Origin of the sequence: Riemerella anatipestifer (assembly GCF_009670965.2) — a bacterium.
Taxonomy (GTDB): Bacteria; Bacteroidota; Bacteroidia; order Flavobacteriales; family Weeksellaceae; genus Riemerella; species Riemerella anatipestifer_B.
In genome coordinates this window covers 510161-529139 of the sequence record NZ_CP073239.1, presented here as the reverse complement: position 1 = coordinate 529139, position 18979 = coordinate 510161, and the positions used below count along the sequence as shown (strand labels likewise).

18 protein-coding genes are annotated in these 18979 nt (G+C 35.1%); 1 reads left to right on the top strand and 17 read right to left on the bottom strand.

Annotated features, from left to right (window positions below; all coding sequences use genetic code 11):
• Positions 1-17: 17 nt before the first annotated feature.
• Complete coding sequence (locus tag D1J36_RS02475) at positions 18-1016, bottom strand: aminoglycoside phosphotransferase family protein (protein ID WP_154138230.1); 999 nt, start codon at positions 1014-1016, stop codon at positions 18-20.
• A gap of 28 nt (positions 1017-1044) precedes the next feature.
• Positions 1045-2688, bottom strand: coding sequence for an apolipoprotein N-acyltransferase (gene lnt / locus D1J36_RS02470; RefSeq protein ID WP_154138229.1), 1644 nt, complete (start codon positions 2686-2688; stop codon positions 1045-1047).
• A gap of 57 nt (positions 2689-2745) precedes the next feature.
• Between lnt and D1J36_RS02465 the strand changes: the two genes are divergently transcribed.
• The gene (locus D1J36_RS02465) at positions 2746-3159 is read left to right on the top strand and encodes a VanZ family protein (protein ID WP_154138228.1); all 414 of its coding nucleotides are present in this window, start codon (positions 2746-2748) and stop codon (positions 3157-3159) included.
• Here D1J36_RS02465 and D1J36_RS02460 read toward each other — a convergent pair.
• From D1J36_RS02460 to D1J36_RS02390, 15 genes are all read right to left on the bottom strand, one after another.
• The gene (locus tag D1J36_RS02460) at positions 3149-4774 is read right to left on the bottom strand and encodes a leucine-rich repeat domain-containing protein (RefSeq protein ID WP_154138227.1); all 1626 of its coding nucleotides are present in this window, start codon (positions 4772-4774) and stop codon (positions 3149-3151) included. The two genes, D1J36_RS02465 and D1J36_RS02460, sit on opposite strands and share 11 nt — an antisense overlap.
• A gap of 137 nt (positions 4775-4911) precedes the next feature.
• A complete protein-coding gene (locus D1J36_RS02455; protein ID WP_154138226.1) occupies positions 4912-6300 on the bottom strand; it encodes a DUF4932 domain-containing protein in 1389 nt (462 codons plus the stop codon).
• A gap of 151 nt (positions 6301-6451) precedes the next feature.
• Entirely contained in the window at positions 6452-7345 is an 894-nt protein-coding gene (locus D1J36_RS02450; RefSeq protein ID WP_154138225.1) for a hypothetical protein, read from the bottom strand.
• 84 nt (positions 7346-7429) lie between these two features.
• Positions 7430-9220, bottom strand: coding sequence for an excinuclease ABC subunit UvrC (gene uvrC / locus D1J36_RS02445; RefSeq protein WP_252339415.1), 1791 nt, complete (start codon positions 9218-9220; stop codon positions 7430-7432).
• Positions 9221-9239: 19 nt separating this feature from the next.
• Entirely contained in the window at positions 9240-10229 is a 990-nt protein-coding gene (locus tag D1J36_RS02440; protein ID WP_154138223.1) for a cation diffusion facilitator family transporter, read from the bottom strand.
• A 13-nt stretch (positions 10230-10242) separates the two neighbouring features.
• A complete protein-coding gene (gene coaE, locus D1J36_RS02435; RefSeq protein ID WP_154138222.1) occupies positions 10243-10833 on the bottom strand; it encodes a dephospho-CoA kinase in 591 nt (196 codons plus the stop codon).
• Positions 10834-10848: 15 nt separating this feature from the next.
• Positions 10849-11715, bottom strand: a complete 867-nt coding sequence (locus D1J36_RS02430; protein WP_154138221.1) for an MBL fold metallo-hydrolase — start codon at positions 11713-11715, stop codon at positions 10849-10851.
• A 36-nt stretch (positions 11716-11751) separates the two neighbouring features.
• The gene (ruvB, locus tag D1J36_RS02425; protein WP_154138220.1) at positions 11752-12774 is read right to left on the bottom strand and encodes a Holliday junction branch migration DNA helicase RuvB; all 1023 of its coding nucleotides are present in this window, start codon (positions 12772-12774) and stop codon (positions 11752-11754) included.
• A 163-nt stretch (positions 12775-12937) separates the two neighbouring features.
• Positions 12938-13444 (bottom strand): ferritin, encoded by a 507-nt coding sequence (locus D1J36_RS02420; protein WP_079207465.1) that lies wholly within the window; start codon positions 13442-13444, stop codon positions 12938-12940.
• Positions 13445-13522: 78 nt separating this feature from the next.
• A complete protein-coding gene (locus D1J36_RS02415) occupies positions 13523-14035 on the bottom strand; it encodes an NUDIX hydrolase (protein WP_154138219.1) in 513 nt (170 codons plus the stop codon).
• Positions 14036-14039: 4 nt separating this feature from the next.
• On the bottom strand, positions 14040-14951 hold the full coding sequence (gene xerD, locus D1J36_RS02410; protein WP_154138218.1) for a site-specific tyrosine recombinase XerD: 912 nt from the start codon (positions 14949-14951) through the stop codon (positions 14040-14042).
• A complete protein-coding gene (locus D1J36_RS02405) occupies positions 14952-15383 on the bottom strand; it encodes a deoxycytidylate deaminase (protein ID WP_154138217.1) in 432 nt (143 codons plus the stop codon).
• 26 nt (positions 15384-15409) lie between these two features.
• On the bottom strand, positions 15410-16174 hold the full coding sequence (locus tag D1J36_RS02400; RefSeq protein ID WP_154138216.1) for an enoyl-CoA hydratase/isomerase family protein: 765 nt from the start codon (positions 16172-16174) through the stop codon (positions 15410-15412).
• A gap of 12 nt (positions 16175-16186) precedes the next feature.
• Positions 16187-17338: an aldo/keto reductase gene (locus D1J36_RS02395; protein WP_154138215.1), complete on the bottom strand. Its 1152-nt coding sequence runs from the start codon at positions 17336-17338 to the stop codon at positions 16187-16189.
• A 48-nt stretch (positions 17339-17386) separates the two neighbouring features.
• A complete protein-coding gene (locus tag D1J36_RS02390; RefSeq protein WP_154138214.1) occupies positions 17387-18874 on the bottom strand; it encodes a catalase in 1488 nt (495 codons plus the stop codon).
• Positions 18875-18979: the final 105 nt, after the last annotated feature.

Here is an 18979-nt window from a genome sequence, read left to right as displayed (position 1 = left end):
GAACTTTACCCCAAAATTTAAAGTTGAAAATCTGCGGTTTTCAGTTGTTTAATCACCTGTTTTAGTTCTGGAAAGTTTGGCATTTCGTCCCATTGTTCGGAGAATTGGTAGAGGTTGTCTATGCCTTGATGAAGACTTTCTATAAAATGAGCCTTTCTTTGTATCAGTCCTCTAAAGCCATAAGCACCCAAAACTTGCATAAATCTAATGAGTTTTATTAGTTCTACACCATTTTTAAGTTGGGTTTGAGTTTCTTTTTCAGGATACAGATTGAAATAAAAATATAGCATTTCTTGTCTAAAATCTTCAGGGAAGTTGGCTTTTGCTTGGTAAAGCATCGAAATAACATCATAAATTAGAGGTCCTTCCATTGCGGACTGGTAATCTATGAAAAACACCTTATCCGATGCGTTTACCATAATGTTTCTAGATTGAAAATCCCTTATCATCAGTCCACGAGGTTCTATGCGTTCTATACGCTTTACAATTTCTTTAAACTCTTTAAGGAGGGTAGATTTATGGTAATGAAGTTCTAAAGTATCTACCAAAAAGTTCTTGAAATAATATAAATCGTGGGTGATGGGCAAATCGTCATAGGCTTCGTATTCAAAAGTTTTGGAGTAGTCTATTTGGTTGAGAGTGCTTTGCTGAAAATGGTACAGAGCCGTTAAGGTTTCTTTTACCAAAAATTTCACTCTGTAGCTTAATCCTTCTTTACTTATGATTTCTGACAAAGTATGGTCGCCTAAGTGGGTTTGGATATAAGTCGTCCTATCTTCGGAGATTTTGAGAAGCTGGGGTGTGTTCAGTTTTAAATCAGAAAATAGAGAAGAAAAATAAAAGAATGCTTCATTTTCTCTTAAGTTTTCGTTGTAAGTGATGATGTATTTTTCTCCCGTATGGCTTATGCCTACATAGTTTACCCGAGCAGAACCACTGGCAGGTAAGGCTTCAAAATGTTGGGCAGGATTGCCAAGATAGGTTTCAAAGAATTGTTTTACCGATTGAAAACTCATAATATTTTTTGATTTAATGGAATTAAAACTATTTTTGGCGTTGAGGTGTTTTACTCATCAATTTTTCTATCACAAGGTAACATACCAAAAATCCTAAAACAAAAATGGAAATTCTAGATAATAAATCTCCCGTTCTAGTGTAGAAAGTAGTACCGTCGTATAAGTTAATATCGGCAACCAAAGCGGTTTGGTCTCCGTAGAAAGTATCGGCTACAATTTCTCCTCTAGCGTCTATATGGGCAGATATACCACTATTTGCCGAACGAGCCACCTCTCGTCTAGTTTCTATGGCTCTTAGTTTTGCATAAGCGAGTAACTGGCGATGTCCTTGCGTAACGCCCCACCAAGAGTCGTTGGTAAGAATCCCTAAAAAGTTAGCTCCTTTTTTTACATAATCGGTAACAAACTCACCATAAATGCTTTCGTAGCAGATAATTGGTGCTATTTTACCTTTATTATAAGGATTGGTAAACACCGCTCGTTCTTTATCCATTCCTAATGACGAAATTGTGCCTCCAAAATTAAGCATAGCCTCTCCCAATAAAGGTTTTAATACAGAAATATAAGGGAATATCTCTACACCTGGGACGAGCTTGGCTTTATGGTAAAGCTGATAGGGCAGAGAAGGAGCAATCTGTATAGCAGAGTTATAGTTCTCTACCCAAATCCCTTGGGACGGATAATAGCTTGCTGTTTTGGGAGCTTCATTCTCGTTATAGAACACATTATAAGTAGAAACGCCACCTACAAAAACCGATTTAGGCTGATGGCTAAGATAATCTTCTACCTTTTTAATGAGGGTGCTTTGCTTCAATCCTTTTTCTGACAGTCCTCCGTATCCTGGGAACGCAGTCTCTGGAGCAAGATAGAAATCTATATTAGAGGTCTGATGCTCTTTAGCGAGATGGAGCAGTTCATCTACTATTTGAAGACTGTCTTTTTGGTATTTCTCGGTATAAGGGTTGAGGTCTGGTTGTAGCATCATAGCTATAACTTTCCCAATAGGTTTTTCATTAAAGTTGTAATATTTAGCCAAAGAGATAAGCATAGGCACAACAATAACAGCAGAAACGATACTAATGTTTTTTATTAAATCTTTTCGTACCCTTCCTGCTTCCCAAATTCTTAGAGTATAAAATGCGAGAACATTGATGATTAAAATCCAAAAACTGCCACCAGTAGCTCCTAATGTATCGTACCATTGTATGAGTTTAGGATAGTCGGCAAAGGCATTGCCTAGATGAAGCCAAGGCCAAGAAAATTCCCATTCAAGGTGGAATTTCTCAAAAGCCATCCATATCACAATAAAAAAAGCCAATCCCCAATAGGTGCTTTTAGCATTTTTGTACCAGTGATAACATTGGAACACCAAACTCATCAGAAGTGAATTAACTAACACTGGAAATAATACAGCGAAAACGGCGTGAGAGCCATCGGGATTTCTGGCTTCATATAGCCAACCTGTGGTAATGCTATTCCATACTAAAAAGGCAAGGTAAGAACTGCCAAAAACTGCCCAACCTTTTCTTTTGATATTACTGAATTTAGAAATATCGTGTTCTACCATAAGTAGTGGCACAAAGGCGAAAAATATAAAAAACGGCACACCGTAAGTGGGCCAAGAAACACTGAATAAAAGTCCTGATATAAGGGCTAGAACAATATATTTCATTCTATTATTTTTGGAGAAACAAATTTAGTGTTTTAAAATTGAATATTTTTGTAACCTATGTTAAAAAAGCTGTATCAAATTTTAATACTACCATACACTTTGTTGCTTCTATACTTTATGTTTGTAGGATTTGGGCGAACGCCTTACGATTATAATATAGTACGCCTAACGCCATTGGTCTCTACATTAGAATTTGTGCAGAAATCGGTACTGTGGCAAAATGTAGCTATTAACATTTTAGGGAATATCATTATGTTTATTCCGTTTGGATTTTTAGGGTGGTGCGATCCTAAATATCAAAACCTAAGGATACTCTCGCTAGATTTTATCGTTGCCATTACTCTCGTTGAAAGTATGCAGTATTTCACACGGCTAGGTGTGTTTGATATAGATGATATTTTGCTAAATACCTTTGGAATGCTTTTAGGTTATTGGATTTATAAGACAAAGGTGGGGTTTTCTACTTCTTAAGAATTTTAAATAAATGAATTTCTTTATTTTTAGTTTTGATACTAATAAAGTAAACCCCTGACGGTAAATAAGAGAGGTCTATAGACTTAAGGTGAGAGGTTTTAAGCTTTTTTCCCGAAGAATCATAGATGTCGGTATAGTCTATATCTGTTTCGGTGGTGTGTATGTTAATGAAGTCTGATGTAGGATTAGGGTGGATAGAAATTTTAGATTTAGAAACTTCTTCAATGCCAAGTTCTCCATCTTTAATACTGATGGGTTCTCTAAACAGAGAGATATCAATATCTTTGTCGGATAGATACGCTTCACAAGTAAATAGTGTGAAATCTTTATCTGTAATATTATTTAGTCTTAGGTTTTCAGAGCTAACATTGGTTTCAGTGTCTAGGTTTTTTAACCATTGGAAAGAATACCCTTGGCTAGATTCTAGTGATTGAGTTAAGTTAACAGAAGCTCCAATTTTAGTTTTTATAACTACTGGTTCGTCATACCTTTGTGGAGAGTATGTAAAATCTACTATTTGAGAGGAGTGCGTTAAGTAATTTTTTATATGGGCTGATGTAAATCTATTATTACTAATATCCGTAATAGGAGGCAATGGATTAGGCAACTCTCCTGTAAGTTGATTTCCGTTTAGAGATAAAAACATAAGTTTATCTAGTTGTAATAGTTCGCTAGGAACATTACCTTCAATTTGATTGTGTGAAAGATTTAGATATTGTAAAGAGGAAAGAGAGCTAATAAAAGAAATACCCTCTTTTATGTGATTACTCGATAAGTTGAGATGTATTAGATTTTCTAGTTTTCCTAAAATAGGCGGAATGTTATTTAAATAGTTTTGGTCTAATGAAAGCCATTCTAATAGATTAATGTTTTCAATACCGTTAATGCCACTTTCTTTTAAATTGTTTTTGCTTAAATTGAGTGAGATTAACTGTGTTAATGAGTTGACTTCTGCAGGAATAGCTTCCATTTGAGTAGAAGATAAATCTAGTTTTTTTAATGATTTTAGTTTTGATAAATGAGAAAACCCGCTCTTAATGGGATTACTAGATAGATTAAGCTCTTGAATAAAGTTTAAAGATGAAATTTTAGAGGGAATTTCCTGTAAATTAAAGTTAGATAAATCTAATGCTTTTAAATTAAAAAGTGAGTTTAAAAAAGTATCAGGTGTGGACAAAGACAGTCTATTACCACCTAAAATTAGTGTATGGAGTTGAGTTAAATTTGTAAACTGATTTGAAATATCTCCTTCAAAATTATTATTTGATAAATCTAGTAGTTCTAATTGATTCAAATTATTTATAGAAGATACATCTCCAGATAAATGGTTACTACTTAGGTCTAAAACTTTGAGGTTTTTTAATCCTGTAAGAGAAGGGAGCTTTCCGTGAAGCAAATTTCCGTTCAGTCGTAGTTCTGTAACACTTCCGTTATTTGTATTGACACCAAACCATTCTGAAGGGTTGGCAGACAAATCCCAAGTTCTATTCCAGTTTTTGCCATCAGTTTGCTGATAAATTTGAACCAACACTTCCTTCTCAGAGGCTATTATGTCTTGAGCATTTAAAAAAGAGTAAAATGCAAAAAATAGAAAATATAGAAATGTTTTCAATAGCTTTGACTTTTTAATGAAATAAAACTAAATTATTAAAAAAAGTTGCTTGAAAAGCAGAAATATTTATCCGCAGATGCTTTTCAATTCAACACCTCTCCTCGCCTTTTGCAAATACGATGTTAGCCGACGTTTTTTTATTTCTTCAGCATTATATAACTTAAAGGCTCTAAAAAAATCCCTTTTTGGGAAACCAGAGGATTATCAATTCCCCACCAATTAAAAACCAATATAAATTCTTTAAATTTTGTATCAATTTTGAAATTCATTTTTTTTCCATTGTTTAGCCATTTAAGATTTTCAATATTTATGAACTCTTTATTTCCAGTCTCTTTTCCATCTTTGTACTCTCTAATTTCTGCACCAATACTGCTTTTCATCTTCATTGGTTCTGAAAATTCAATAGTAATGTTATTAAGATTGGTTTTTACAAAGTTTTTCTTATCTGTATTTAGAAAAGTTGGAAGTGTAATAGTTTTTCCAACTTCTTTAGTCCATTTTAGAAGAGGCTTAATTATATCTTCAATTTTCTTTGATTTACTTTTATTATACAACTCCAATAGCTTATCTGAAAAAATATTCTGAGCAATAAATCCACGAGTCATATTTTGATATTTCCATTGCATAGAAACTCTCTTTGAATATTTTGGAAAATTTTCTGCAACAAATAAATCATAAATCGCCCATGTCAAATACTCATTAAAAGAATTATGATCCTCATATCCCGAGTTTTTATCCCAAAATTGTGTATCAAAACTTGAGTTTACAATATTTAAATATATATTTGTTAATGGATTAACATATTCGTGGTCTTTTTCTGTAAAAATTAAATGATTTGAATGTAGCCGTTCTTCAATATTTGTATTTTTTTCAACTCCATTAACAAAATCTTCTGTTGCAGATGGAAAATCTGCTGTAATATTTTCAGACAGTTTTCTATGACAATTCATCCTATAAACCAAGGGAGAAAGAATTACTAGATATTCTGAATCAGAAGAGTTTACATCTTTTTTATCAAAAATTTTGTCTAAAAATTTTATAGACTCATTAATATAATTATACTCTTCATAATTTCTCACAATTCTATCATAGAAAGGTTTATTTTGTGCATAGAATTCTCTGAAATTTGATTTTTTTACAAAATCATTTACCAAGTCTAAGTTTTGGTCAAATGGTTTGTGTCCTTCATTGGCATAAAATTCATAATCTCTTTTTAGATTTCCTTTTTCATCAAAAGAAAATGCAACGGCATCGGTTCTAAAACTCAAAAAATCCTCCCATTTTTCTCTTGAATAATTAACACTATCTAAAAGTGGATGATTTTTTACTGTTTGAAAATAATCCAAAACTTTATTGTAATAATCCGTTCTTTTTTGAACTTCCCATTCGTCTGAAATTCCGTATTTAGTCAATGCTAAAACTATATTTGATAATTCATAAGTTTCAGGAATTTCAATTTTAGTTTTATTCTGTGCATTTAAAAAAGTGATTATAAAACTAAACAACAATAAGATACTTTTTTTCATATATAAGAACTTTTAAAATGTCGGCTAATGGCTCGGCGGCTTGCAGAAGTGGCGGATTAAGGAAGCCTAAACTTTCGGTTAAACACTGACTTTGCAAGTACAAAACCAACTTTAAATTAAGCCCAAAACCCGCCATTTTTGCAAACTGCTGTTAGCGGTAGTCTATATCTGTTTTTTTCAATTTATCAAATAAATAGTCAATTCTCTCATTCAATTGAAATCTCTCTTTGTCACTTGTCTTTTCATCATTAGCTTTAGAAATAAGATAATCAATTTCTTCTCTTATTTTTTGTGCTTCAAGTTCGTATATTTCATATCTGTGTTCATATAAAAGTCTCTTTCTTCTACGTAATCTTACGTAATATAAGTAAAACAACATAATTCCTGCATAGACAGCAAATATTATAATGATTCGAGTAGGAGATTTAAAAAAGTAATCGGCAAGGCTTTCTTTTTTAATTTTCTTTTCTTGTAAATCTGTTATTTCATTTTCATATTTATTTATTAATTTAATGAGTGTTTCTTTTCCATTTGAGGAATTAATATTATTTAAATTTTCATTTAAGTTTTTAATCTCTTCAGGAAATCTTACTTTGTCTAAAAGTAATGTAGTGTCAATTTTTATATTTCTGAATTGTTTTGACAAAATTCTTGAATATTCTATTTTTTTATCAAAACTTAAATGTCTACTATTTTGAATATTATATTCTGCAAGAGATAATAAATCTATAATTTCAGGCTTTTTATATAAGTTTTCTTCTTTTATCCTATTATTAATTATTCTATTTAGACTTATGAAATCAATAGAATCTTTATTTACTATATGTTCTTCAATTATTGAAACTAAATTTTCTTTTACTTTATTATATCTTTCTAATTCAGATCTTTCAGCTTCTTCTTTATTGATATATATTGTGTACCAAGTTGTACCAATTGTAAATACAACTCCAATAATTATGGAAATTGTTGTCTGTAACCAAGAATTCTTTTTAGAAGCTGATAATGGATTTGGAATATTATTTTCTGTTTCTGAATTTTTTATCATATAAATTATCTTAAAAATTACCTTAGATTCTTGATTCTGCGTTTAGATTACCGCTAACGGACAAATATATGAATTTTAGTTCCATTATCCATTAAAATACTGCCATACTATACTGCCTTTAGACTTGCCCAAAATTTCCTCTAAAGTTTCCTGTGAGGCTTCTTTAATACGCTTTACCGATTTTAGTTTACTTAGCAATAGCTCTATGGATTTAGCTCCAACGCCTGGGATTTCTTCTAATTCTGATTTTATGGTGCTGTTGGTCCTTCTAGTGCGGTGGTGCTTTACTCCGAAACGGTGGGCTTCGTCTCTCACTCTTTGTAAGACTTTAAGTGTTTCCGAAGTTTTGTCTAAATATAAAGGAATAGGGTCGTTAGGGAAAAATAGCTCTTCCAACCTTTTGGCAATACCTATGATGGAGATTTTACCATATAAATCTAACTTTTTTAAACTTTTAACGGCAGAGCTTAGCTGCCCCTTACCGCCGTCTATCAAAATCAGTTGAGGTAGAGACTCACCCTCATCCAAATATCTTTTATATCTTCGGTAAATCACTTCTTCCATAGAAGCGAAGTCGTTAGGACCTTCTACGGTTTTGATATGGAAAATACGATAATCCTTCTTGCTTGGTTTGCCGTCTTTAAAGACAACACAGGCAGATACTGGGTTAGTCCCTTGGATATTAGAATTGTCAAACCCCTCAATGTGTCTTGGCTCCTCTGGAAGCCTAAGAAGTGTTTTCATTTCTGACATAATACGATTGGTATGGCGGTCAGGGTCTACAATTTGGATTTGCTTTAGTTTTTCTAGACGATATTCTCTCGCATTTTTTTCGGAGAGTTCTACAATTCTCTTTTTGTCGCCCACTTTTGGAACGATGAGTTTCACTTGAGGAATTTCGGTGCCTAAATGGAATGGTAGTAATATTTCCTTAGATTCAGACAGAAATTTATCTCTAATTGCAACTACAGCTTCTTCTAGTATTTCTTCGTCGCTTTCTTCTAGTTTTTTTCTGAATTCGGAAGTATAACTTTGAACGATATTTCCATTTCTGATTTTAAAATAATTGATGTAAGCTGCCGTTTCATCGCTTACCATACCAAAGACATCTACATCGTCTATACTAGGATTAACCACGGTATGTTTAACCTGATAATCTTCCAAAAACGCCAACTTTTCCTTTACCATTTGAGCTTTTTCAAACTCTAGATTGGAGGCGTGTTTTAGCATCTCCTCTTCTAAGTAGGCTTTTGCCAAACGGAAATCTCCTTTTATAATTCCTCTTACAGCATTGATTTTCTTTTCGTAATCTTCCTCGCTTTCCAAACCTTCACAAGGACCTTCGCAGTTCTTAATGTGGTATTCTAGACAGACTTTATAATTGGCTTTCTCTATTCTATCTTCAGAAAGATTAAGCGTACAAGTCCTGATTTTATAGAGATTTTTAATGGTTTCTAAAAGTACCTTGGCAGGTTTTACTTTAGCGTAAGGACCATAATATTCGGAGCCATCTTTAATGCGTTTTCTGGTAAGAAATAGTCTAGGGAAAGGTTCATTTTTGATGCACAACCAAGGGAAACTTTTGTCGTCTTTCATCATAATATTGTAGAAAGGCTGATGTTCCTTGATGAGGTTGTTTTCTAAAAGGAGGGCGTCGTATTCACTAGGAACTATGGTAATTTCCAAGCGGTGGATTTTTTTAACCATAATTTTGGTCTTATAACCTACTTGACTTTTATTGAAGTAAGATAACACCCTATTTTTAAGGTTTTTGGCTTTCCCTACATAGAGCAGTTGCCCCGCTTCGTCATAATAACGGTAAACGCCAGGTTCTTTTGGTAAAGTTTTTAGCTGAAGTTCTAAAGTTTCATTCACCTCACAAAAGTACAAAATTTTACTTTTGGCTTAGTTGATGCTTCTCTACTTGTGTAGTGGTGTGTATATCCCAATGGATTTGTTTTTGAAAAGGAGCCGAACGAAATGGACAATCTAACTGGCAAATTTCGCAGGAGAAAGGCTTGCAATCGTCCATATGGAAGCTAAACTCTACCGTCCGTTCCGTGTGTGCTAAGAGTAGTTTTATGGCTTTTTCCATTTCTTGGTGAGCTTCTCTTAGGGTGTAGTAGTAGGGGAGTGTAATATGGGCATCTATATGCAGATGAGCTCCAAACTGTTGCACCTTTACATTATGTATATCTATCCATTCGTTGCGACGGAAATCTTGCAATACTTTTACAATTTCGGAGAGTAGGGCTTCGTCTTTTTCGTCCATAATGCCGCTTAGGGCTTTTCTTACAATTTTGTACCCCACGACAATAATGTATCCTCCAAAAAATAAAGCTACTACGGCATCTAGCCAATACACTTTAGTAATATAAACTAGAATTAAACTCAATACAACGCCTAGGGTGGTTAGCGTATCAGACTGGAGATGCTTCCCCGAGCTCATCAGCACTAGAGAATTTTCTCTTTTCCCTTTTTGGTAAGAGATATATCCCATAATGTAATTGATGAGTGCGGTAATAGCCACAATGGCAATTCCCCAATCTAGCTTTTGAAGGGTATTTTGATTAAGGAGTGAGTTGGCAGACTGTACAATAATCAGTGTCCCTGCGAAGATGATGAGCATACCTTCGGCTCCTGCGGTTAGAAATTCTATCTTACCGTGCCCATAAGGGTGGTCGTGGTCTTTGGGTTTTGCCGCAAGGTAGAGAGAGTAAAGCCCCATAAAAGCAGAAATGATGTTTACAATGCTCTCCATAGCATCAGAGAAGATGGCATCGGAGTTGGTAAGATGCCACGCAATAAGTTTTCCTACGAATAAAGCCACACCTATAAAGGCAATACTCCTCTGGAAGGTAAATTTATTTTTCTCTGGTGTCATATTTATTAAAGGGTTAAGCGGAGGTGAGTTGTGTGATAACAGTGATGGTGTTTTGCTCTAGTTCTTCTAGTGTCCCATTATTATAAATGATAAAGTCGGCTAACTTTATTTTGTCTTTTTCGGGCATTTGTTGTTTAATGATGTTTTCAACCTCTCGGTAGGTCTTTTGGTCTCTATCCATCACTCTTTTAATACGGAGATTGTCCTCACTAGTTACCAAAACTGATTGATAGCAAGATTGATGCAACCCTAACTCAAACAAAAGAGCCGTTTCTTTAAATACAAACTCGGTATTCTGCTGATTAGTCCATATTTCAAAGTCTTGCTTTACTGCTGGGTGGATAATTTGGTTTAGTTTCTCCAATAAGTCTTTGTTGTCAAACACCTGTTCTGAAACCCATTTTCTGTTGTAGATGCCATCGGTAGTATAGGCTTCTTTACCGAGGAGATTGATAATCGTATTTTTCAATGTTAGATTATCATTAACAATAGCTTTGGCTCTAGCATCTGAATAATAAACAGGATAGCCCATTTTCTCTATGAAATGGGCTGCCGTAGATTTTCCAGAACCAATACCGCCTGTGAGTCCAATTATTTTTTTCATTTATTGGTTTAATGATTAGTAGCCAAATACTTCGTTGAAGCTAAAGGTTTCGTCTAGTCTTACACCTTTTTCGGTCATTTTTAGAGAGGCTAGTTCGTGGTAGGCATCGTGTTCAAAGAATAGTAAATATTCATTGTCTACACATTGTTTTAAGAACTTTTCTTTCTCTTCCATTGTTAGAAGAGGGCGAGTGTCGTACCCCATAACATACACCAACGGAATATGCCCCACGGTAGGGATTAAGTCCGCCGCAAAAACAATGGTTTTATCTTGATACTTGATGACAGGGAGCATTTGTTTTTCGGTATGCCCATCTACGAAGATAACGTCCATTTTTAACTCTGGAGCAAAACCGTAGTTTCCTGTTTTAGGAAGCGGCAAAAAGTCTAACTGTCCACTTTCTTGTATAGGCAAAATGTTTTCTTTTAAGAAAGAAGCCTTTTCTCTAGGATTAGGATTAACCGCCCAATCCCAATGATTCTCGTTGGACCAAAATTTAGCATTTTTGAATGCAGGGCGATAGCCAGACTTGTCATCATTCCACTCTATGGCACCGCCACAGTGGTCAAAATGAAGGTGAGTTAAAAAAACATCGGTAATATCCTCTCTTACGAAACCATATTTTCTAAGGTTTTTATCCAAAGAATCATCACCCCAAAGGGAATAGTGCCCGAAGAATTTATCATCTTGTTTGTCTCCCAAACCACAATCTACTAAGATGAGTTTTTTGCCGTCCTCTATCAATAGTGAACGCATACCTAGTTCTATGAGGTTTTTCTCATCGGCAGGATTGGTTTTTTGCCAAAGCGATTTAGGGACAACTCCAAACATAGCACCGCCGTCTAGTTTAAATTTTCCGCATTGGATAGGATATAGTTTCATATAGTTATGTTTTTTAGTGTTTAAATTAAAATAGAGTTAGAAAAGCTCTCCCATATTTTTAGTTCTATTGATGTTAAGGTGTTGGTAAGCCTTATCGGTAACTTCTCTTCCTCTTGGCGTTCTGATGATAAATCCTTCTTGAATTAAAAAAGGCTCATAGACTTCTTCCAAAGTCTCTGGATTTTCTCCGATGGAAGTCGCTAAGGCAGAAATTCCTACAGGTTTTCCTTTGAAGTTTTCTATCATTACCCTCATAATTTTGTTGTCCATATCATCAAGCCCAAACTCATCTACATTGAGAGAATCTAGTGCGAATTTGGTTATCTTTATTTCTATCTCGCCATTGCCTTTTATTTCTGCAAAATCTCGCACACGGCGAAGTAGAGCATTAGCAATTCTAGGAGTGCCTCGGCTTCTTCTAGCTATTTCTAGTGCGGCATCTTCATAAATGCGAACGCCAAGCACTCTAGCACTTCTTTCTATAATCATACCTAAAAGTTCTACTGTGTAGTACTCTAATCTAGATTGTATTCCAAATCTTGCTAGCATTGGTTTGGTAAGCATACCGCTTCTTGTAGTGGCTCCAACTAAAGTAAACGGATTAAGATTGATTTGCACTGAACGGGCATTAGGTCCTGTTTCTAGCATAATATCTATCTTGTAATCTTCCATAGCGGAATAAAGGTATTCTTCTACTACGGGAGATAAACGGTGTATTTCGTCTATGAAAAGAACATCGTTTTCTTCTAAATTGGTAAGGAGTCCTGCCAAACTTCCAGGTTTGTCTAAAACGGGACCAGAGGTTACTTTAAAACCCACGCCCAATTCATTAGCAATAATGTGGGCTAGAGTGGTTTTTCCTAACCCTGGAGGACCATGCAAAAGTGTGTGGTCTAGTGCAGAACCTCGTTTTTTGGCAGCTGCTACAAAAACTTCTAAATTATCCAAGGTACGCCTTTGCCCCGCAAAATCTTTGAATGATTGAGGGCGTATTTGCTCTTCTAATAAAAGCTCTTCGGCTGAATAATTCTCTTTATCTGGATGTAAGAAGTCTGGCATAGCTTGCTAATATATGAGGTCAAAGATAAGGTTTTGTTATAAATTAAACTAAAGAATAAATGTGAAATTGAGTTTGGGAGCAACTCATTTCGTTAATCTAAAAAATCCTCACAGTTCTCATTCTGTAAGGATTTTTATGTTTAGATTTTAATTTAATAAAATTTTATTCAGCTCCTTCTTGGAAAGTACGCTGACCTAATTCTTGGTCAAAAAGATAGAGTGCAGAGTTGTTGTCTTTTACCATTTTTATCTTAGCAACCAACTGAGATGCAGATGCTTCTTCCTCTACTTGCTCATTGATGAACCATTGTAGAAAAGATGCCGTAGCATAACTTCCTTCTTCATTGGCAGTTTTATAGATATTAAATATACTTTTGGTAACTTCTTTCTCGTGAGCCAAAGCTCTTTCAAATATATCTAAAGCATCTTTAAATTCATAAGGTGGAGCATCTACTTGTCCTAAAATTACTCTTCCACCAACATCATTAAGGAAGTCAAACATCTTATCTGCGTGCATCAATTCTTCTTTTGCTTGTACACGGAAATAATTAGCGATACCATCTAAATCTTGGTTGTGAAACCATGCAGCCATAGATAGATAATATTGTGCGGCGTATTGCTCTTTTGTAATTTGTTCGTTAATGAGTTGTTCTATTTTTGTACTTATCATAATTTAAGATTTTCTACAAATTTAAGGAAAATATTGTAACCTTGTTTAAGAGAATAATATGTAATTTCTATAGAGTGTTTAGACTAAATGTATTGATTTCTGAAAAAATCTTTTTTGGGAGTCAAAGGCTAGGTTTTCGATGTTTAAATCATTTTTGTTTACCCAAATGATTTCACTTACTTCGCCTAGTTCTAGCTCTAGTTTGGGCTTTTCTGTGAGTTCGTATTGAAAAAATAAGTCCATAGTATTATAATCTATACCTTTATAGTGGTAAATGTTATCTTGACTAGATAGATAGCGGAGTTTGTTTAAGTCTATATTTAGTTTTAATTCTTCGTAAAGTTCTCTTTTGCAAGTGTTTTCTGCAGTTTCTTTTGGGTCGCAAAAACCACCAGGGAGGTCTAGCATTCCTTTTTTAGGGTTTTGATTTCTGCGAGTGAACAAAATTTCATCTCCGTAAGTAATGAGTACTGCTACGGCAGCGGCACAATTGTGATAAAGTACGAAAGAACATTCGTTACAGGAGAATTTTCTAAGGTCGGTAAAAACTAATGTTTCTTTCCCGCATTTGGGGCAATATTTTAGTGCCATATGTTTAAAAATTAGTATTGTTTCTTGGGTGATACTTCATAATAGTTTCTCGGAGGTCTTCGTTGTCTAGATGGGTGTAAATTTCTGTGGTTGTAATGCTAGAGTGTCCCAACATTTCCTGAATGTATCTAAGGTCAGCACCATTTTTTAGTAGATGTGTCGCGAAAGAATGTCTAAAGGTATGTGGAGAAATATTTTTTTTGATGTTGGCTTGTAGTGCTAAGTCTTTAATGATGATAAATACCATCACACGAGTGAGCTTAGAGCCTCGCCTATTCAAAAATAAAATATCAGAATGCTTTGGATTGATTTTTATTTCTGACCTAACTTCTAAAAGGTAATCCTTGATAAGTTCTGCTGTATATTGGGCTAAAGGAACAAGGCGAGTTTTGCCACCTTTTCCGTCCACAATTATAAATTCCTCTTCAAAGTTGAGGTTGGAAATTTTTAGTTCTACCAATTCGGAAACCCTTAGTCCGCAGCCATAAAGTGTTTCTATAATGGTATGGTTTCTTTTACCTAAAGGATTGGTTTTATCTATGACGTTTACAAGTTGTTCTATCTCTTCAAAACTTAGAGTATCAGGGAGGTATAAGCCTATTTTGGGAACTTCTAGAAGTCTTGCGGGGTTATCAGTCCTTAGTTCGTCTTCGTGTAGAAATTTAAAAAAAGCCTTTATAGAAGAAATCCATCTAGATTGACTTCTTTCATTGGTGTAGTTTTTAGATATTTGGTAAAGATATTCCTGTATTTGTTCGTAAGAAATATCTAAAGCGGAAGTATGGTTTAGCTGATTTTCAGCGAAAGATTGTAGTTTTTTAATATCTCTAGTATAGGCATCAATGGTGTTGTTTGAAAGGTTTTTTTCAAACTTTAGAGCATTTGCAAAGTCTTGTATTCGCTCGTTCCAATCCATTTAATTTTCTAGCAAATCTTGCGTGATTTGAGTTACCTCCACTCCTGCATTTTTAAGGAAAGTAAGTCCTTCTTCGTCAGAATAATGGTCTATATAAACTAATCTTTTAATTCCTGATTGGTAGATGAGTTTGCTACATTCTTTGCAAGGCGAAAGAGTAAGGTAAAGTGTAGCTCCTTCTGCAGTTTGTGTGGTTCTTGCGAGTTTTAGTATGGCGTTAGCTTCGGCGTGTAATACATACCATTTGGTTTGACCTTGTTCATCTTCACAGCAATTTTCTAGCCCAGAAGGTGTACCGTTGTAGCCATCTGAAATAATGGTGCGGTCTTTTACAATAAGTGCTCCCACTTGTTTTCTTTTGCAGTAGGAAAGTTTAGCCCATTCTTGTGCCATTTTAAGGTAAGCGATGTCAAATTTATTATGTGGTTCCATTAAGATGTTTTTTTTGGAGATTTCGTCTAAAAGTTAGGTTTTCTTTTTTCTAGAAAAGCAGTAACACCTTCCTTTTTATCTTCCATTTCAAATAACTCTCCAAAGGCTTTTATTTCTACTTCGTAGCCGTTGTTACTGTCCGACACATTAACGGCTTCTATTGCTTTACTAATACCTTGTGGTGAGTTTTTAGCTATAGCCTCTGCTAATAGTTTAGTTTGAGGCAGAAGTTCTTCTCGAGAGAAAACTTCGTTTACTAAACCAATTTCTTTAGCTTTTTCTGCCGAAATCATTTTTGCGGAAAATATCATCTCGTTAGCAACTCCTTTTCCTACCAATTTAGGTAGTCTTTGAGTGCCTCCATAACCAGGGATAAGCCCTAAGGTAACTTCTGGTAAACCTAACTTTGCATTATTTGAAGCATAGCGGATATGACACGCCATCGCTAGTTCTAGTCCACCTCCAAGAGCGAACCCATTTACAGCAGCTATGACAGGTTTTTTGAGTTGTTCAATTTTGTTGAATAATGTATTTTGCCCTGTTCTTGCTAATTCTTCTGCTTTTGGTGTATTGAAATCGCTAAACTCTTTAATGTCAGCCCCAGCAACAAAAGACTTAGACCCACTTCCTGTGAGAATGATAACCCTGATATTTTGGTCAGATTCTAACTCATCTAAAGTGGTGCTTAGTTCTTTTATAGTAGTGGCATTAAGGGCGTTAAGGCTCTCTGGTCTATTGATAGTAATAATAGCAATTTTTTCTTCTTTTTCTATGATAAGATATTGATACATAATTTTCTGTTTTTAAACAGTTGGAGTAGGAGCGTTTTTTTCAATTAGTCCTAAAGCTTTTAACTCACCCCAAAAGGCTTTGTTGATGATTTCGTTTCCGTGTAACGAAATAAAATTCTTGTAAATCTGTTCTGCATTTCTACAACCTGTGAGTACAGAAACTACGGCAGGATGTGCCATTGCAAATTGTAGAGCAGCCGTTCTTAGGTCAACACCGTACTTAGCAGCTACGGCTTGTAGTTGCTTTCTCTTTTCTGTAATTTCTTTAGGAGCTGGATTTGGAGAGTAGTTCCAAGTTTCATTTCCTGCAAGATAACCACAGTTTAGTGGAGAACCAAGTACAATTTTTACTTTATTTTTTTGTAAGGTAGGGAAGGTTTCATTTAGAGCCTGCTTATGGTCTAGTAGAGAGTATTGTGTAGCCATTAGACAAATGTCTGGTTGCGAAAAATTCAATGCTTCTAGAACCGCATCAGGCTGATTGATGCCAAAGCCCCAACCTTTGATGATGCCTTCTTCTTTCATTTTGGCAAGTTCGGGGATAGCTCCTTTTTTAGCTTCTTCAAAATAGTTTTGATACTCTTCTTTAGAACCGAAATTAGCAGGGTTTAAATCGTGGATAAAAACAAAATCTAACTTCTGAACTCCCAACCTTAATAAGCTGTCCTCTATTGATTTTCTAGCTCCACTTGCTGTGTAATCGTAATTGAAAACGGCATTCATTGGGTTTTTCCAAAGGTGCTTAATTTGTTCCTTTGGAGCAACTCCAGGCTTTAAAATTCTCCCTACTTTACTGGATAAAATATATTTATCCGAAGGTTTGCCGTCTAAAAATACACCAAATCTTCTCTCGCTAATTCCGTTACCGTATCTAGGAGATGTATCATAATAACGAATGCCTAATTCCCACGCTTTTTCCAGAGTTTTTAGTGCGTCTTCCTCCGAAGTTGGTTTCCAAGCTCCTGCTAATGGAACGCCACCAAGTCCTAATACTTTATTAAGGCTATTGCCGTCGTTTAGAGGTGGCATTTCTTCATTATATCCATCAATGGTTTCGTTGTCTTTATTGTTTACAACAGTGCTTTGACCTAACAAAGTAGTAGGTACTGCTGCTGCCGATAATACGCCTAAACCTAAATTCTGCAAAAACTCTTTCCTTTTCATATTACTATATTTTTGTTTGGTGTCTAATATACGAAAAAAAATAAAGTTTTACTTTTGCTGATGCATATCATTAAAATTGATGCTGATGCCAAGTCCAGAAGCCACTTTCATTCCTAAGTCTAAATTAGCACGGAAGAAATGGCAGAGTTGTCTATTGATGATTTCCTCTCTTCTTTCACCATCAATTTTTTGCATATGGTTTATAATATTTTTTACAAGGTTGGCTCTAGCTTGGTCGTCCATCGCTTTGGAATAAAGTAATCCAGGTTGTGTAAAATGGTCATCATCATTTTCATTTCGGTTGAAAAAAGCCACTTTATTATTATCTAAATGATATTCGTGGGCTTTATAGGAAGAGTCAGGTTTTATATCATCAAAGCTATTTGGATAATAGTTTGGACTATCTTTATAGTTTGAAGCATCTGCCATTGCACCATCTCTATGATAATGATTTACCGAGAATGGACAGCGATTAACCTGCAACTGATAAGCATTAACGCCCACTCTATAACGATGTGCATCTGGATAGGAGAAGATGCGTCCTTGTAGCATTTTGTCGGGAGAAAGTCCAATACCGTCAATGATATTGCTAGGAGCAAATATAGACTGCTCCACTTCAGCGAAATAATTATCAGGGATTTTGTTGAGTTCCATTTCTCCCACTTCTATTAAAGGAAACTCGCTATGAGGCCAAACTTTGGTTATATCAAAAGGATTCCAACGAGACTCATTAGCCTGTTCTTCGGTCATTACCTGTATGTAGAGTGTCCATTTAGGGAAGTTGCCACTTTCTATTGCATTTACAAGGTCTTCTTGAGCAAAGTCTGGATTTTCACCTTTCATTTTCACAGCTTCCTCATCGGTGAAGTTTTTAATGCCTTGTTGGGTTTTAAAATGGAATTTCACCCAAACCCTTTCATTATTAGCGTTAATCATAGAAAAGGTGTGAGAGCCAAAACCGTGCATATGGCGATAGCCGTAAGGTGTACCTCTATCTGACATTAGTATAAGTACTTGGTGAAGAGATTCGGGATTAAGCGACCAAAAATCCCACATCATCGTGTGGCTTTTGAGGTTGGTTTTTGGGTGTCTTTTCTGTGTATGAATGAAATCAGAGAATTTTTTAGCGTCTTTGATAAAGAACACGGGGGTATTGTTGCCCACCAAATCCCAATTTCCGTCTTCTGTATAAAATTTAAGAGCGAAGCCTCTAGGGTCTCTTTCAGTATCAGCACTGCCTTTTTCGCCGCCAACCGTTGAGAAACGAGCAAATATCTTGCAAGTGTTGCCTACTTTAGAGAAGAGTTTAGCTTTAGTATATTTGGTAATATCATTAGTTACGGTAAACGTTCCGTAAGCTCCTGTCCCTTTTGCGTGTACGACCCTTTCTGGTATTCTTTCTCTTACGAAATGTGCCAGTTTTTCCTGTAAAACAAAATCTTGTAGCAGGACAGGACCTCTAGAGCCTACCGTTTGTGAGTCTTCGTATTCGTAGTAAGGACTTCCAGAAGTAGAGGTAAGTTTTTTATGAGACATATTGTTATTTTATCGTTATTTTAGGTTAAAACTACACTATTGTAGGTTCGTAAAATTAAACAAATTTAGGTATAAAATGAATAAACATTAGTATATTTGCGTAGA

Coding starts and splice junctions, on each gene's coding strand:
- D1J36_RS02440 (WP_154138223.1), bottom strand. CDS start 10,229: ATGACACCAGAGAAAAATAAATTTACCTTCCAGAGGAGTATTGCCTTT.
- D1J36_RS02405 (WP_154138217.1), bottom strand. CDS start 15,383: ATGGAACCACATAATAAATTTGACATCGCTTACCTTAAAATGGCACAA.
- D1J36_RS02430 (WP_154138221.1), bottom strand. CDS start 11,715: ATGAAACTATATCCTATCCAATGCGGAAAATTTAAACTAGACGGCGGT.
- D1J36_RS02395 (WP_154138215.1), bottom strand. CDS start 17,338: ATGAAAAGGAAAGAGTTTTTGCAGAATTTAGGTTTAGGCGTATTATCG.
- D1J36_RS02415 (WP_154138219.1), bottom strand. CDS start 14,035: ATGGCACTAAAATATTGCCCCAAATGCGGGAAAGAAACATTAGTTTTT.
- D1J36_RS02420 (WP_079207465.1), bottom strand. CDS start 13,444: ATGATAAGTACAAAAATAGAACAACTCATTAACGAACAAATTACAAAA.
- lnt (WP_154138229.1), bottom strand. CDS start 2,688: ATGAAATATATTGTTCTAGCCCTTATATCAGGACTTTTATTCAGTGTT.
- D1J36_RS02465 (WP_154138228.1), top strand. CDS start 2,746: ATGTTAAAAAAGCTGTATCAAATTTTAATACTACCATACACTTTGTTG.
- D1J36_RS02475 (WP_154138230.1), bottom strand. CDS start 1,016: ATGAGTTTTCAATCGGTAAAACAATTCTTTGAAACCTATCTTGGCAAT.
- coaE (WP_154138222.1), bottom strand. CDS start 10,833: ATGAAAAAAATAATTGGACTCACAGGCGGTATTGGTTCTGGAAAATCT.
- D1J36_RS02390 (WP_154138214.1), bottom strand. CDS start 18,874: ATGTCTCATAAAAAACTTACCTCTACTTCTGGAAGTCCTTACTACGAA.
- D1J36_RS02400 (WP_154138216.1), bottom strand. CDS start 16,174: ATGTATCAATATCTTATCATAGAAAAAGAAGAAAAAATTGCTATTATT.
- D1J36_RS02455 (WP_154138226.1), bottom strand. CDS start 6,300: ATGAAAAAAAGTATCTTATTGTTGTTTAGTTTTATAATCACTTTTTTA.
- D1J36_RS02450 (WP_154138225.1), bottom strand. CDS start 7,345: ATGATAAAAAATTCAGAAACAGAAAATAATATTCCAAATCCATTATCA.
- xerD (WP_154138218.1), bottom strand. CDS start 14,951: ATGGATTGGAACGAGCGAATACAAGACTTTGCAAATGCTCTAAAGTTT.
- ruvB (WP_154138220.1), bottom strand. CDS start 12,774: ATGCCAGACTTCTTACATCCAGATAAAGAGAATTATTCAGCCGAAGAG.